The organism is Curtobacterium sp. MCLR17_045, from assembly GCF_003234405.1.
Lineage (GTDB): Bacteria > Actinomycetota > Actinomycetes > Actinomycetales > Microbacteriaceae > Curtobacterium > Curtobacterium flaccumfaciens.
The window spans coordinates 103,275-117,685 of the sequence record NZ_QKTB01000009.1; the positions used below are offsets into that span (position 1 = coordinate 103,275).

Annotated in this window: 15 protein-coding genes; 6 read left to right on the plus strand and 9 right to left on the minus strand. The window is 70.4% G+C overall.

Annotated features, from left to right (window positions below; genetic code table 11):
• Positions 1 to 82 precede the first annotated feature (82 nt).
• From DEJ05_RS08375 to DEJ05_RS08395, 5 genes are all read left to right on the plus strand, one after another.
• Positions 83 to 535, plus strand: coding sequence for an SRPBCC family protein (locus DEJ05_RS08375; RefSeq protein WP_071245255.1), 453 nt, complete (start codon positions 83 to 85; stop codon positions 533 to 535).
• Between the two features lie 192 nt (positions 536 to 727).
• Positions 728 to 1,171 carry a hypothetical protein gene (locus DEJ05_RS08380; protein ID WP_035809351.1) on the plus strand — a complete coding sequence of 148 codons (444 nt, stop codon included), beginning with the start codon at positions 728 to 730 and terminating at the stop codon, positions 1,169 to 1,171.
• On the plus strand, positions 1,168 to 1,623 hold the full coding sequence (locus tag DEJ05_RS08385; protein ID WP_111110219.1) for a hypothetical protein: 456 nt from the start codon (positions 1,168 to 1,170) through the stop codon (positions 1,621 to 1,623). The genes DEJ05_RS08380 and DEJ05_RS08385 overlap by 4 nt, the downstream gene beginning before the upstream one ends.
• A 4-nt stretch (positions 1,624 to 1,627) precedes the next feature.
• A complete protein-coding gene (locus DEJ05_RS08390) occupies positions 1,628 to 2,578 on the plus strand; it encodes a hypothetical protein (protein ID WP_111024019.1) in 951 nt (316 codons plus the stop codon).
• Positions 2,575 to 3,588, plus strand: a complete 1,014-nt coding sequence (locus DEJ05_RS08395; protein ID WP_111110220.1) for a hypothetical protein — start codon at positions 2,575 to 2,577, stop codon at positions 3,586 to 3,588. The genes DEJ05_RS08390 and DEJ05_RS08395 overlap by 4 nt, the downstream gene beginning before the upstream one ends.
• Before the next feature lie 302 nt (positions 3,589 to 3,890).
• On the opposite strand, the gene DEJ05_RS08400 is transcribed toward DEJ05_RS08395, so the two are convergent.
• Positions 3,891 to 6,410: an ATP-dependent Clp protease ATP-binding subunit gene (locus DEJ05_RS08400; protein WP_027467068.1), complete on the minus strand. Its 2,520-nt coding sequence runs from the start codon at positions 6,408 to 6,410 to the stop codon at positions 3,891 to 3,893.
• Positions 6,411 to 6,634: 224 nt separating this feature from the next.
• Positions 6,635 to 7,111: a Clp protease N-terminal domain-containing protein gene (locus tag DEJ05_RS08405; RefSeq protein WP_181422596.1), complete on the minus strand. Its 477-nt coding sequence runs from the start codon at positions 7,109 to 7,111 to the stop codon at positions 6,635 to 6,637.
• A 70-nt stretch (positions 7,112 to 7,181) separates the two neighbouring features.
• On the opposite strand from DEJ05_RS08405, the gene DEJ05_RS08410 reads away from it, so the two are divergent.
• A complete protein-coding gene (locus DEJ05_RS08410; RefSeq protein ID WP_071404515.1) occupies positions 7,182 to 8,114 on the plus strand; it encodes an NAD(+)/NADH kinase in 933 nt (310 codons plus the stop codon).
• Positions 8,115 to 8,314: 200 nt separating this feature from the next.
• Here the strand turns inward: DEJ05_RS08410 and DEJ05_RS08415 are convergent, their stop codons facing one another.
• From DEJ05_RS08415 to DEJ05_RS08435, 7 genes are all read right to left on the minus strand, one after another.
• The gene (locus tag DEJ05_RS08415) at positions 8,315 to 9,373 is read right to left on the minus strand and encodes a sigma-70 family RNA polymerase sigma factor (RefSeq protein ID WP_111028721.1); all 1,059 of its coding nucleotides are present in this window, start codon (positions 9,371 to 9,373) and stop codon (positions 8,315 to 8,317) included.
• A gap of 353 nt (positions 9,374 to 9,726) precedes the next feature.
• On the minus strand, positions 9,727 to 9,861 hold the full coding sequence (locus DEJ05_RS18315; RefSeq protein ID WP_258320880.1) for a hypothetical protein: 135 nt from the start codon (positions 9,859 to 9,861) through the stop codon (positions 9,727 to 9,729).
• 63 nt (positions 9,862 to 9,924) lie between these two features.
• On the minus strand, positions 9,925 to 10,086 hold the full coding sequence (locus DEJ05_RS18055; RefSeq protein WP_163343079.1) for a hypothetical protein: 162 nt from the start codon (positions 10,084 to 10,086) through the stop codon (positions 9,925 to 9,927).
• 58 nt (positions 10,087 to 10,144) lie between these two features.
• Positions 10,145 to 10,348, minus strand: a complete 204-nt coding sequence (locus DEJ05_RS08420) for a hypothetical protein (RefSeq protein WP_071245264.1) — start codon at positions 10,346 to 10,348, stop codon at positions 10,145 to 10,147.
• Positions 10,349 to 10,377: 29 nt separating this feature from the next.
• Positions 10,378 to 11,904, minus strand: coding sequence for a lysine--tRNA ligase (gene lysS, locus DEJ05_RS08425; protein WP_110895030.1), 1,527 nt, complete (start codon positions 11,902 to 11,904; stop codon positions 10,378 to 10,380).
• A 71-nt stretch (positions 11,905 to 11,975) separates the two neighbouring features.
• The gene (locus DEJ05_RS08430; protein ID WP_164941150.1) at positions 11,976 to 12,668 is read right to left on the minus strand and encodes a Rossmann-like and DUF2520 domain-containing protein; all 693 of its coding nucleotides are present in this window, start codon (positions 12,666 to 12,668) and stop codon (positions 11,976 to 11,978) included.
• Positions 12,665 to 14,411 (minus strand): PH domain-containing protein (locus tag DEJ05_RS08435; RefSeq protein ID WP_146245059.1); only part of this gene is annotated, 1,747 nt, incomplete at its 5' end. The genes DEJ05_RS08435 and DEJ05_RS08430, both read right to left, overlap by 4 nt.

A 14,411-nucleotide genomic window follows, 5' to 3' on the forward strand; every position in this document is an offset into this window, starting at 1 on the left:
CGGACGGACCCGCATCCGCCGAAGCCGCAGGGGGACAGCGCTGCTGAGTGCCGCCCAGGTCGATCGGCCTACCGTCCGGTGTATGCCTCAGATCATCGAAACCGTCGACGTCAACGTCCCCGTCCGCCAGGCCTACGACCAGTGGACCCGTTTCGAGGAGTTCCCGCACTTCCTCGACGAGGTCGAGAAGATCGTCCAGGTGGACGACAAGACCACCGACTGGACCGTGAAGATCGCCGGCCAGGAGCGCGAGTTCCGTGCCCTCATCACGGAACAGCACCCCGACGAGCGTGTCGCCTGGACCGTGAAGGACGGCGAGACCGACCACGCCGGTGTCGTCACCTTCCACAAGCTCTCCGACGCCGAGACCCGTGTCACCGTGCAGATCGACTGGGAGCCCTCCGGCATCCTCGAGAAGCTCGGCTCGGTCGTGGGCGTCGGCGGCCACGCCGTCAAGAAGGACCTGCAGAACTACAAGGAGCGCGTCGAGAACGCACCGACCCAGCCGGGCTGGCGCGGCGACGTGCAGGCGTAGTCCGCACCACACGACGGACGGGAGGCGCGGTGCCAGCTGGCACCGCGCCTCCCGTTCGTTCGTCCCCCGTTCGGCATCCCCCCATCGAAATGCCGACCTGACGAGCGAGCGCGAGCCTGGCAGAGTGGTGACACCGGCCGACGCGCTGGATCAGTTTTATCATGTCTGAGACAGATGTGAGAGTGGGGACACGTGATCGAGTACAACGACGACGACGCACACCGACGGGAACTGTCGCGCAAACTGCAGCTCCTGATGGACGTCGTCGAGGCCAACTCGGGCCAGCGACCCCCGTACAAGGAGATCGCCGCCGAGATCGAGGCGCAGGGTGCGTCGATGAGTCGACCGCGCTGGGGCTACATGCTCGGCGGCAACGGTCCGGCCGTCCGAGACCAGCGACTCCTGGCCGCCCTGGCGACCTACTTCGGCGTCCCGGCGGAGTACCTGACCGACGCGGCCGGCAACACGGACGTGCCGGAGCGGGTGCAGGCGCAGCTGGAGCTCGTGCTCGAACTCCGCAAGCGAGAGGTGGTGGCGTTCGCCACCCGGCGTCTGGGCGAGTTCGCCTCGGCGGACGAGATCCGCGACTTCACCGACCACCTGCGTCGCCTGGACGAGTCGGGGGGCACCCCGTGAGCGGGTACCGCGACCGCTTCGACGCCCTGCGTCGGCAGACCGAGGCCCGTCGCCGCGTGCAGCGCCTCGGGCTCCCCCGTCGGCTGTCCCTGCCGGAGCTGACCGCCCGTGCCGAGGCGGCGCTCGGCAAACCGATCCACGTGCGCACCACGGAGCTGCCGGGCGACCTGTCCGCGCGGCTCATCCAGCGCACCGACCATGCCCTGCTCGAGACCCGCCCCGAGCTGTCCGAACGCTCCCGGGTGGCGTGCGTGCTGCACGAGCTCGCCCACGTGTTCATGGACGACACCGGCTGCGACCACCAGGCGTACACGGGGCTGCTCAGCGGCCGGACGGCGTTCACCCGCTCGCTCGACACCCCGCACGAACAGGCCGTCGAGCTCGTCGCCGACCAGCTCGCGCTGCGGATCGGGCTGCTCGACCCCGAGGGCCAGCCCGGGATCTTCCGGTGACGCGGTGACGCTGCACGTCTGGGGGTCGATCCCGGTCTGGCTGATCCTGGCGGTGCTGGTCGCCCGGCTGCTCCTGGTGCGCACCCAGTCCGCCAGCGTCACCTGGCTGATGGTCTGCTGCAGCTGCGTCGCCGTCGGGCTCACGATCAACCAGCCCGACGTCACGACGTTCCTCGCCGGCGTGACGCACGTGCCGAACATCGCCGACCTGATCGGCCGCTGCCTGATGGTGTGCGGCATGTTCGCCCTCGCGCAGTCGGTCGAGGCCGCGGCACGCTCCGCCAAGCTCCTGCGCGCCAGCCGCATCATCGGCTGCGTGCTCGTGCTCGTCGCCCTCGTCGTGCTGTTCAGCCTCATCGACGCACCAACCCCCACGGCGCAGTTCATGGTGGCCTACGGCGACCAGCTGCCGACCGCGCTCTACTCGGCGGTGGAGATGACCTACATCGCCATCGTGATCGCCCGGTCGGCCGTCGCCGTGCTGCGCGGGTTCCGGAGCGGTGACGGGCTCGGCCGCCTGTACTGGCTCTTCGTCGTCGGTGCCGCCGGCCTCGTGCTGCTCGCCGGCATCGCGATCGCCCTCGACGCCGTGCACGTCGCCGGTGCCGACGGTGCGGTCGGGGTCCTGTCGACGCTCTACACCCCGGTGTTCCTCGGTTCGATGGTCCTGCTCGCCATCGGCGCGGCCGGTGGCGTGCTGCCCGACGCCGCACGGGAGTTCCGCGACTGGCGGGCCGCCCGACGCCGGTTCCGCGTGCTCGAACCGGAACTCCGGCGGCTCGAGACGGCATCGGGCAACACCGGGCTCTACTTCACGATCGTGTGGCAGCGTCGCCAGTGGCGGAGTCGGCAGCACCGACTGTCCGTCGAGATCGAAGACCGCGCGCGCGAGGCCGGGCAGGACGTCCCGGCCGCTGCGACGCTCACCACGGCACGACTCAGGGAGATCACATGACCGGCGCACGCATCACGGCACTCGGGACCGCGGCAGGGGCGGTCGGCACGCTCGGACTCGGCGCGTTCGTCGCACGGCGGTTGCTGTTCCCCACGCCGTACACGGCGACCGCCACGGTCCGCAGCGCCTCGGACACCGAGGTCGAGTTGACCGCCACCCGCGACACCCGCCTGCCGGGCACCTACGACCTGCAGCGCGACGACACCCGGGTGCAGGTCGGCGCGATCATCACCGCGAGCACGGCGACCGGGGCCCGCAGGGAGGGCGACACCGTCCGCCGCAGCGTCACCGCCCCCGTGGCGACCGGTGCGTGGGGCTGGGACGCCCTGCGGTACGACGGACCGGACGACGTGCCCGGTACCGAGCCCGAGGCCGCCACGACCCACGTGGTCCACGTGCACGGCCAGTCCCTGGGCCCGCGCCAGGTCCTGCGCGGTGTCGGCGTCTGGCGTTCGCTCGGCGCCTCGTCCGAGATCGTCGACACCACCGACCTGCCGCTCCGCTCCCTCGACGCCGGGGCAGCGGACCGCATCGTCGCCGCCGTCCGCGCCGCCCGGGCCCGCGGTGCCCAGCGCGTCGTGCTGCAGGGCTGGTCCGCCGGTGCGCTCGCCTGCTCCGTCGCCGCCGCACGCGTCGACGTCGACGGACTCGTGGCCATCTCACCCCTGCTGGACGTCGCCTCGGCACTCCGCGGGGCCGTCCGGGGCGCGCACCTGCCCGCGTTCGTCGGCACCGTCGCCGCCCGCATCGCGACCGCGAACGTGCTGTCGCGGCTCGCCGGGGCCCCGACTCCCGTCACGACGACCACCTGGCAGGACTCGTCGACGCCGACGCTGCTGATCCACTCCGAGGCCGACGCCCTGGTCGCGGCCGACGACGTCGCCGCGCGGCAGGGCGCCACCACGGTCACGTTCCGCACGGCGCCGCACACGCTCGAGTGGAACGAGGATCCGGAGCGCTGGGAGCGCGCCGTCCGCGACTTCGCCGCACAGCTGCCCGACGCCGTCTGACGCGGCGCACGCCCGCGCGGCCGACAGGCCCCGAACGAACCACCCCCGGACGTGCAACGGCCCCGGTCTGCGAACAGACCGGGGCCGGCTGCGTCTCGATCCGTTGGGGGGAACCGATCGAGCGCGACGCGCGAGGAGTTGGGGGGAACGTCTCGCGCGTTGTCATCACAGTACCCCCGGACGGGGGTCCGTGGCCGCAAGGACGCGCAGATCGGCGATGCGGGATCTGAACGCGACCCGAGAACGGACAGGAGGCCCGGTGCCAGCTGGCACCGAGCCTCCTGTCCGTGGGGTGTCAGGTCCTAGGACTCGATCTCGCCCTGGGGCGTGTCGGTCGCGGCCTCGACCGCGGCTGCACCGGCGAGGACCTCTTCGCGGCCCGGCTGACGCCCGGTCTCGAAGTGGAACGCACCGTCGACGAAGTCGACCTTCACGTGGTCACCGGCGTTGAGCTCACCCTGCAGGATGTGCTCGGACAGCTGGTCCTCGACCTCGTGCTGCATCGCGCGACGCAGGGGCCGTGCACCGAGGGACGGGTCGAACCCGACCTTGATGAGCTGCTCCTTGGCCGGCAGCGTGAGCTCGACGGTCATGTCGCGGTCGAGCAGGCGGTCGGCCAGACGCTTCACGAACAGGTCCACGATCTGCAGCAGCTCGGGCTGCGACAGCTGCGGGAACACGATCGTGTCGTCGACACGGTTCAGGAACTCGGGCTTGAAGTGCTTCTTGAGCTCCTCGTTGACCTTGCCGCGCATGCGGTCGTAGCCGACGGCCGAGTCACCCTCGACCTGGAAGCCCACCGGGCCACCGGCGATGCCCTGCGAACCGAGGTTCGTGGTCATGATGATGACGGTGTTCTTGAAGTCGACCACGCGGCCCTGACCGTCGGTGAGACGGCCTTCCTCGAGCACCTGCAGCAGCGAGTTGAAGATGTCCGGGTGGGCCTTCTCGATCTCGTCGAACAGGACCACGGAGAACGGCTTGCGGCGCACCTTCTCGGTGAGCTGGCCGCCCTCCTCGAACCCGACGAACCCGGGAGGGGCGCCGAACAGGCGGGACACGGTGTGCTTCTCACCGAACTCCGACATGTCGAGGGAGATCAGCGCACCCTCGTCGTCGAACAGGAACTCGGCGAGGGCCTTGGCGAGCTCGGTCTTCCCGACGCCCGTGGGGCCGGCGAAGATGAACGAGCCGGAGGGACGGTTCGGGTCCTTCAGGCCGGCACGGGTACGGCGGATGGTCTTGGACAGGGCCGAGATGGCCTCTTCCTGACCGATGACGCGCTCGTGCAGTGCCTTCTCCATGAAGACGAGACGCGAGGTCTCCTCCTCGGTGAGCTTGAACACCGGGATGCCCGTGGCCTGGGCCAGGACCTCGGCGATGATGCCCTCGTCGACGGTGCCGGACGCGGCGACGTCACCCGCACGCCACTGCTTCTCGAGGCGGAGACGCTCGCCGAGGAGCTTCTTCTCCTCGTCGCGCAGGCTCGCGGCCTTCTCGAAGTCCTGCTCCTCGATGGCGGCTTCCTTCGATCCGCGGACCGTCGAGATCTTCTCATCGAACTCGCGGAGCTCCGGCGGTGCCGACAGGATCGACAGACGCAGGCGAGCGCCGGCCTCGTCGATCAGGTCGATGGCCTTGTCCGGCAGGAAGCGGTCCTGCACGTAACGGTCCGCCAGGTTCGCCGCGGCGACGATCGCGCCGTCGGTGATGGACACCTTGTGGAACGCCTCGTACTTGTCGCGCAGACCCTTGAGGATGTTGATCGCGTGGGGCAGGGACGGCTCGTTGACCTGCACCGGCTGGAAGCGACGCTCGAGTGCGGCGTCCTTCTCGAAGTGCTTGCGGTACTCGTCGAGCGTGGTGGCACCGATGGTCTGGAGCTCACCGCGGGCGAGGAGCGGCTTGAGGATCGAGGCCGCGTCGATCGCGCCCTCGGCTGCACCGGCACCGACGAGCGTGTGGATCTCGTCGATGAAGACGATGATGTCGCCGCGGGTGCGGATCTCCTTCGTGACCTTCTTCAGGCGCTCCTCGAAGTCACCGCGGTAGCGGGACCCGGCGATGAGCGACCCGAGGTCGAGCGAGTAGAGCTGCTTGTCCTTCAGCGTCTCGGGCACGTCGCCCTTGACGATCGCCTGGGCGAGGCCCTCGACGACGGCGGTCTTGCCGACGCCGGGCTCACCGATCAGGACGGGGTTGTTCTTGGAGCGGCGGGAGAGGATCTGCATGACCCGCTCCATCTCCTTCTCGCGCCCGATGACGGGGTCGAGCTTGCCGTCACGCGCGGCCTGGGTGAGGTTCCGACCGAACTGGTCGAGGACCTGCGAACCCTGCTGCGCGTTCTGCTGCTGCTCGCCGCCGACGGCGACCGCTTCCTTGCCCTGGTAGCCGGACAGGAGCTGGATGACCTGCTGGCGCACCCGGTTCAGGTCGGCGCCGAGCTTCACGAGGACCTGGGCTGCGACACCCTCGCCCTCGCGGATCAGGCCGAGCAGGATGTGCTCCGTGCCGATGTAGTTGTGGCCGAGCTGCAGCGCCTCGCGCAGGGACAGCTCGAGCACCTTCTTGGCGCGCGGCGTGAACGGGATGTGCCCGGTCGGCTGCTGCTGGCCCTGCCCGATGATGTCCTGGACCTGCTCGCGCACGGCGTCGAGCGAGATGCCCAGCGACTCCAGCGCCTTGGCGGCGACGCCCTCGCCCTCGTGGATGAGGCCGAGGAGGATGTGCTCGGTGCCGATGTAGTTGTGGTTGAGCATCTTCGCTTCTTCTTGAGCGAGGACGACAACACGACGGGCCCGGTCGGTGAATCTCTCGAACATGTGCTCTCCCTTGGCCCCTGATGAGCGGAGCCGACGCTGTGCCGGTCTCGTGTGAGTCCGGCCAAGTACTTCGAGAGTAACCAGCGCTCCCCCCGGGGGCTGCCCCTGTTCGCCGTGGGCGTGACCAGGGTGCGTCTTGTGCGCAGTGAGCGAACGACGAGACGGACTGGAGGCTCGTGTCGGGATCGCCACGGGCCTCCAGTCCGCTTGTCGGTCGCGCTGGGTCAGGCGCGCCGCACCGCGCGACGCAGGTCGCGTCGGAAGCGACGCGCGTCGACGCCCAGGGCGTCGAGGACGTCGTGCGCCGATCCGGCGAGCGGATCGTCGACCGAGTCGAGCACGGCGAGGACGACGTGCGGCGGCCGGATGCGCTCCGAACGGCCGGCGATCGTCGCGGCGCGGGCGAGCACGCGCATCGCAGCGGGCGTGCACGCGACCCGGTCGTGTTCGCCGGGGCAGGTGGTGTGGGCGCCGACGAAGGCGCGGATGCCGGAGCGGACGGTGTCCGGGGTGATCCGGTGGGCGTCGAGGACAGGGCGGAAGCGGGGCATGCCGGCGCAGAGCGTGACGGCGGCCAGCAGCAGGTGTTCGGCGTCGACGAAGCCGAAGCCGGACTCGTGGGATTCGAGGTCGGCGAGCAGCACGATCTCGCGGCCGTGCCGGACGGAAGGGAGGGCGACGGAGAGCTGAGCGGTCTGCATGTATTCAGAATATCGCATGTCTCTGCGAAGAGACAGCCCGCATCGGAGGTCCGCTCGGTACGATCCGGTCATGGAGCAGCCCGTCGTCGGCCTCGTCGTCCACCCGACCAAGAACGTGCAGGAGTCCGTGACGACCCTGCAGCGCTGGAACGCGTCCGGCCAGGGCGAGCTGCTCGCCCGGCGGGCGGACGCCCAGCGCATCGGTGGCGGGGTCGACGTGGTCGACGACGACGACTTCACCGACCGCGTCGACCTGGTCGTGGCCCTCGGCGGCGACGGCACCATGCTCGGCGCGATGCGGCTCGTGGCCAAGCGCCCGGTGCCCGTCCTCGGCGTGAACTACGGCAACGTCGGGTTCCTGGTCGAGATCGAGCCGCCCGAGCTCGAGAGCGCGCTGGAGCGGTTGTCCGCCGGCGAGTACCAGCTCGAGCCGCACCACGCGCTCGAGGCCCGGTTGTCCTGGGGTGGCGCCCGCACCGACTACCTGGCGTTCAACGACCTGACCATCGTGCGACGGCCGGGCTCCGGGCAGGTGTCGGCCGACCTCAGCGTCGGAGGCCTCGGGTACGGGTACTACCGGGCCGACGCCATCGTGGCCGCGACCCCGGCCGGCTCCACCGCGTACAACTACGCCGCCGGTGGGCCGGTGCTCTCCCCCGCGCTGTCCGGCTCGGTGGTGACGCCGGTCGCGCCGATGGCCGGGATCGACCGCTCGGTGGTGCTCGCCGCACGGGAGCGCTATCGGTTCGACATCGCCGAGGGCACCAGGAGCGCCGCGCTCGAGGTCGACGGGCTCGTGGTCGGCGAGGTGGCCACCGGGGCGCAGATCGACATGCGGCTCCGCAAGGACGCCGGCAGCGTGGTGCGCCTCGACGCCGAGCGGCACGGGCGCACCGGACGCGTGAAGCTCAGCCTGCTCGACCTGCCGGTGCGTCCCGACCAGCTGGTCGAGCTCATCCCGAGTGACCTGCGGCAGAAGCTCCGGCGCGAGATCGACGACTGACGCCGCGCCGGGGCTGGCCCTGGCTCTGGCTCCGGCTCCGGCTCCGGCTCCGGCTCCGGCTCCGGCTCCGGAAACGTGAATGGCCCGCTCGAGCAATGCTCGAGCGGGCCGTCCCATCACCCCACCGGATCGTCTTCCCACAGAACGACCCGGTTTCCCCGCGCCGGCACGGGTGAACGTGCCGGCCGAAGTCCACCGACCTAGTCGGTCAGGTACAGCTGCATGTCCTGCGAGACCGCCTTGGCGAACAGGCGCAGCTTGGCGCGCGACTCCACCCGGCTGACGGCCTGGCGGGTCGTGTGCACGATCTTCGAGATCTCGTCGAGGGTCATCGGCTTGTCGTCGTCCAGGCCGTAGCGCATGCGGATGACGTTCGCCTCGTCGCTCGGCAGCTCGGCGACGATGGAGCGGATGTCGCGGTGCAGCAGCGTCGTCTCGGTGAGCTCGTTCGGGCTCGCGGCGTCCTCGTCCTCGATGAAGTCACCGAGTTCGCTGTCGTCGGAGTCGCCGACCACGGTGTGGATCGAGACCGGCTCGTGCGAACGGCCCTTGAGGTCGACCAGTTCCTCGACGCTCATGCTCAGCTCGGCGGCGACCTCGTCCGGCATCGGCGCACGGCCGAGGTCGACGGTCAGGTCACGCTCGGTGCGCGAGATCTTGTTGATGAGCTCGACGGTGTGCACCGGGATGCGGATCGTGCGTGCCTTGTCGGCGAGACCACGCGAGATGGCCTGGCGGATCCACCAGGTGGCGTAGGTCGAGAACTTGTAGCCCTGCGTGAAGTCGAACTTCTCGACGGCACGGACCAGGCCGAGGTTGCCCTCCTGGATGACGTCCATGAAGGGCAGGCCGCGCTGCGAGTACCGCTTGGCGATGCTCACGACGAGGCGGAGGTTCGAGGTGATCATGCGCTCCTTGGCGCGCTCACCGTCGCGGACGAGCCAGCGGAGTTCACGCTGCAGGGTCTTCGCGAGACCCTTCTCGGTGGCGAGCTTCTCTTCGGCGAAGAGCCCGACCTCGATGCGGCGTGCGATCTGCGCTTCTTCCTCGGCGGTGAGGAGCGAGAGACGGCCGATGTGACGGAGGTAGTCGCCGACCTGGTCGACCGAGGCGCCGCGGACACCGGCGAGCTGCTCGTCGGCCTCGACCTCGGTGTCGAGGGAGGTGGTGGCGGACTCGGCGGTCGCGGTCTTCGATGCCGATGCCTTCTTGGTGGCGGTGCGGCGGGTGGTGCTGGGTGCAGCCGTTGCGATCGTCATGGTGTTTCTCCCTGCGTTCGACGGTGATGGCTTCGTGGGGCGTTGCCGGGGGGTGCTGATGAGTAAAGCGGCCCGGAGGTGTACCCCACAAATCGTTCGGAGCGATTCTCAGGGTTCTCCGTGCTTCATCATCGAAAGCGTCCCCCGCGGGGTACAGCCCACCGCCAGTCTGGTCCCCCAATCGCCCCTAGATCAAGCGGATAACGCCGTGTTTCCGGCGTTGCAGGCGTATTTCACCAGCGTTTCCGATCGTGTACCCCAGGCGACTGCGTACTCCGGACATGCAAAAGGGGTACGTCCGACCGGATCAGTGCGATCTGGTCGTCGTACCCCGAATACCGAATGGGTGGGGGTCACCAGGAGGGTTCGAGCCACCCGTCCCGGCGCTTGGAGACCTCGAGGTCTGCGTCTCGGTCGAACTCGTCGTACTCGCTCTCGATGTCACCGACGAGGCTGCGGCCCGTGAAGGGATGTGCGGTGGTTGCCATGCGGACGATGCTCACCCCGGCACGCGTCGGCGAGGTGAACGGTGCGTGTCGGTCCGTCGGCGCTCAGACGTCGAGGTCGTCGACGTCACCCTCGTCGTCGAGGGGTCCGTCGTCGCTGCCGACGGGCGAGACGGACGCCCCGGACGCCGGGTGCCCGAAGGCGTCCTCCACGTCGAGGTCGTCGAGGTCATCGACGCCGGCGGCGGACTCCGGGATGGTGGGCATGCGCGACAGGATCACACCGCGCGGTGAACACGGGGTGAAGTGGATCGTGCGCGGGCGGCTACTCGGCCGACGTCGGAGCCGGCGCGGGGCGACCGTGCTCACGCTCGAAGCGGGCGCGCTCCTCGGCCTCGACCTTGGCGTACGCGGCACGCTCGGTCCGGTCGGCACGCATGATCGCGCGCATCACGAACCAGAAGATCAGGCCGACGACGATGGTCGGCGTCAGGGCGAAGACGATCCCGCTTACGACTCCTTCAGGCACCCGAGCATCGTACCCCGGCGGACCGGGAGCTACTTGACCAGCGGGAACAGGATCGTCTCGCGGATGCCCAGGCCCGTGATGGCCATGAGCAGGCGGTCGATCCCCATGCCCATGCCGCCCGACGGGGGCATCGCGTGTTCCAGGGCCCGCAGGAAGTCCTCGTCGACGCGCATCGCCTCGAGGTCACCGCCGGCCGCGAGCTTCGCCTGCTCGACGAACCGCTCCCGCTGCACGACCGGGTCGACGAGCTCCGAGTACGCCGTGCCGAGCTCGAAGCCGCGGACGTAGAGGTCCCACTTCTCGACGACGCCCGGACGGGTGCGGTGCTGCCGGGTGAGCGGCGAGGTGTCGACCGGGAAGTTCATCACGAAGGTCGGGCGGTCGAGCGAGTCGATGACGAAGTGCTCCCAGAGCTCCTCGACGTACTTGCCGTGCGTGGCGTGGGCGACCTCGACGCCCTCGGCCTCGGCGAGCGCCTGCAGCTCGGAGAGCGGGGTCTCCGGGGTGATCTCACGCCCCGCGGCCTCGGACAGCGAGCCGTACATGTCGATGCGGGGCCACTCGCCACCCAGGTCGTAGGTGCTGCCGTCGGGCAGGGTGACCTCGAGCGCACCACCGGTGACCGCGCGGGTCGCGTTCTGCACGAGCTCCTGCGTCAGGTCGGCCATCTGCTCGTAGTTGCCGTACGCCTGGTACGCCTCGACCATCGCGAACTCGGGCGAGTGCGACGAGTCGGCACCCTCGTTCCGGAAGTTCCGGTTGATCTCGAACACCCGGTCGATGCCACCGACGACGGCACGCTTCAGGAACAGCTCGGGTGCGATGCGCAGGAACAGCTCGGTGTCGAAGGCGTTCGAGTGCGTCACGAACGGTCGGGCCGAGGCGCCGCCGTGCTGGGTCTGCAGCATCGGGGTCTCGACCTCGAGGTACTCGTGCGCGGTGAAGGTCTGGCGGAGCGAGGCCATCACGGCGGCGCGGGCACGCACGGTGGCGCGGGCCTCGTCGCGGACGATGAGGTCGAGGTAGCGCTGGCGGACCCGCGTCTCCTCGTTGAGCTCGTTGTGCAGGTTCGGCAGCGGCAGGATCGCCTTCGCCGCGATCGCCCAGTCGTCGACCATGATCGACAGCTCGCCGCGGCGCGAGGAGATCACGCGGCCGTGCACGAACACGTGGTCGCCCAGGTCGACGAACTCCTTCCAGCGGGCGAGGGACTCGTCCCCCACCTCGGCCAGGGAGACCATCGCCTGGATGCGCGAGCCGTCGCCCGACTGCAGGGACGCGAAGCAGAGCTTGCCGGTGTTGCGCGAGAACACCACGCGACCCGCGATGCCCACGACGTCCTGGGTCTCCTCGCCGGTCTCCAGGTGCGCGTACTGCTCGCGCACGGCCGGGATCGTCGTGGTGATGGGGAGCTCGGCGGGGTACGCCTCGATGCCCGACTCCAGCAGCTTCGCCCGCTTGTCGAGCCGGACCTGTCGCTGCTCGCTGGTCTCCTGCTCGGCCAGTGCGGCGGCGTCGGCGATCGCGGTGTCGGGGGTGACGGTCTCGTCGGTCATGCGGGTGCGGCTCCGATGGTCGTGGGGGTCGGGGGAAATGCTACCCGCGCCGCGGTCCCGCCCCCGAACCGCTAGAGCGTCGACTGCCCGTCGGCGGCGGTGAGCGCGTTGTCGACGGCGGAGCGGACGAGCGCACCGAGGACACGTCCCGGGTGTTCGACGCCGATGCCGGACAGGGTGCCCGCCGACTGGTCGACGATCGCGGTCGAGAAGCTCACGGCGGCCCGCACCGCGTCGGCGTAGGCGGGCCGGTCCGCCTCGGCGACGACGAACGGCTCGGCGCCCATCTCGACCACGAGCGCCTGCGCGATCGGCAGCACGGGCGCCGGGGCGGTCACCGCGCAGTACGCGTCGCGCAGCCGGGACAGGTCGACGCTCGTGCCCGTGAAGGCCATCGCGGGGTGGATCGCCAACGGGATGGCACCGGCCGCCATCGCCGGGGCGAGGATGCCGACGCCGTGGTCCGGGCTGGTGTGCACGACGAGCTGCCCCGGCTGCCAGATCCCGGCGTCCGCCAGCCCCTGCACGAGCGACGCGAGCTGGTCGTCCGGCACCGCGAGCAGCACGAGTTCGCTCCGCTCCACCAGGTCCGGCGTCGCGAGCACCGGGGCGCCGGGCAGCATGGCCTCGGCGCGGTCACGGCCCTCGTCGGACACGGCGGTCACCCCGACGACAGCGTGCTCCGCGTTCGCCAGGGCTGCTCCGAGGACGGGTCCGACCCGTCCGGCGCCGACGATGCCGACCCCGAGACGCCCGGCCCTCATCGTGCGGCTCCGGTCGGTGGGACGTCGTCCCAGCCGGCAGGGACGGCGCCGGACCGGTGGTCCGCCGCCTGCCCGGCAGGGGCTCCGGACCCGGGCACGGTGTCGGCCGCAGCGTGCCTGGCGGCCGCGGGACGGGCCTCCCGTTCGCGCCAGCGGTGGGTCGTGTCGACCGCGGCCGCCTCGACGGCACGCTGCGTCGTCTCCGACCACAGGCGCTGCGCGTCACGCGCGTCGAGCGCACCGACGCGGGCCGAGACCGGACCGGCCACGGTGTGGACGTGGACGGCTGCGAGCCGCAGGGCACGCTCGAGGGGACCCTGCTCGACCTTGACGCTCTGCACCCTGGGAAGCGGCACGATGACGAGCGAGCGCCACACGGCACCGAGCCGCAGCAGCACCGCACCCTGCACGAACCGGTAGCCGTTGCGCCGGAACGCGAACGGACGGAGCCAGGCGCCACGTCGTGGGGAGTGTACGAAGCCGCCGCGGTCGCCCGAGGTGGTGAGGCTGTCGTCGACGACGTCCACGGCTTCGGCCGCCCCTTCGCGCAGGGCTTCCTGCGAGGCCTCGGGGCCGGCGACGACGGTGCCGACGAGCCCGGGCAGGATGATGTCGAGGACCTCGCGGACGTCCGCCGTCGTGCCGACGGGCAGCACGATCGAGGACACCTGCTGGTTGCTCGACGCCCCGTTGCCGGCGCTCGTCGCACGGTTGATGCGGATGTCCCACCAGCCGAACGGACGCCACAGCAGCGGCTGGGCGACGCTGACGGCGTGGATGCGGCCGGGCGGCAGCGTCTCGTTCGACGTCGAGACCAGCCCGAAGCCGATCCGGATGCCGTCGCGGGTCTCGGCGATCGTGTACTGCAGCGAACGGGAGAACTTGCGGAGGTAGTAGCCGCCGGCACCGAGCACGGCGGGGAACAGCCCGAACAGCACCGCGAACTCACCGGTGAGGGCGACGCTGACGATCATGCCGGCGATGACCAGCAGCAGGAACAGCGTCGTGCCGGACAGCAGCATCGACGCGATGAGCCGACCGGGGCGCACCTTGACGATACGGGTGGCGTGCACGGCTGCCGGGTCGAGCTCGGGCGAGAACATCTCGTCGACGCGGTCCTGCAGTGCCCCGTGCGACTGCCGCGACGGGCCACCGTGGCCGTCGTCGTCCTTCGCCCCGGACGCGAGCACCAGGATCCGCTGCCGCAGGTCGTCGGCGGCACGGGCCCCGAGGTAGGCGAGCTGCACGTTGGCGTCGTTGCCGGCCTGCGCGATCTCGAGCTTGGCGGTGCCGAACACCCGGGGCACGAGCGGCCGCTGGATGTTGATGCCCTGGATCCGGTCGAGCCGGGCCTTGCGGTGGTTCCGGAACAGCACGCCCGAGCGCACCTCGACGATCTCGCCGGTGACGCGGAATTCGTGCATGCGCCAGGACAGGTAGAACAGCCCGATCAGCACCAGGAGCAGCACCACGATGCCGAGCAGGACCCAGCCGACGACGCCGTGCTCGTACACGTACCGGACCGGGTCACCGTCCTCCTGCTGCTCGCCCGGGATGAAGAACTCGACGAGCTGGTCGCGCAGGCTGTTCAGCACGTAGCCGAGGATGACGATGAGGAAGATCCCGCCCTTGAGCAGCGGGGTGAGCGGGTGCAGGCGGTGCCACTCGCCGCAGCAACGCTGCCCGACGGCGCGCGCGACGACATGCCCCCGCTCACCACACGCATCAAAAGAGAGATCGTCC

Coding starts and splice junctions, on each gene's coding strand:
- DEJ05_RS08375 (WP_071245255.1), top strand. CDS start 83: ATGCCTCAGATCATCGAAACCGTCGACGTCAACGTCCCCGTCCGCCAG.
- DEJ05_RS08395 (WP_111110220.1), top strand. CDS start 2,575: ATGACCGGCGCACGCATCACGGCACTCGGGACCGCGGCAGGGGCGGTC.
- DEJ05_RS08400 (WP_027467068.1), bottom strand. CDS start 6,410: ATGTTCGAGAGATTCACCGACCGGGCCCGTCGTGTTGTCGTCCTCGCT.
- DEJ05_RS08405 (WP_181422596.1), bottom strand. CDS start 7,111: ATGCAGACCGCTCAGCTCTCCGTCGCCCTCCCTTCCGTCCGGCACGGC.
- DEJ05_RS08410 (WP_071404515.1), top strand. CDS start 7,182: ATGGAGCAGCCCGTCGTCGGCCTCGTCGTCCACCCGACCAAGAACGTG.
- DEJ05_RS08415 (WP_111028721.1), bottom strand. CDS start 9,373: ATGACGATCGCAACGGCTGCACCCAGCACCACCCGCCGCACCGCCACC.
- DEJ05_RS18315 (WP_258320880.1), bottom strand. CDS start 9,861: ATGGCAACCACCGCACATCCCTTCACGGGCCGCAGCCTCGTCGGTGAC.
- DEJ05_RS18055 (WP_163343079.1), bottom strand. CDS start 10,086: ATGCCCACCATCCCGGAGTCCGCCGCCGGCGTCGATGACCTCGACGAC.
- lysS (WP_110895030.1), bottom strand. CDS start 11,904: ATGACCGACGAGACCGTCACCCCCGACACCGCGATCGCCGACGCCGCC.
- DEJ05_RS08430 (WP_164941150.1), bottom strand. CDS start 12,668: ATGAGGGCCGGGCGTCTCGGGGTCGGCATCGTCGGCGCCGGACGGGTC.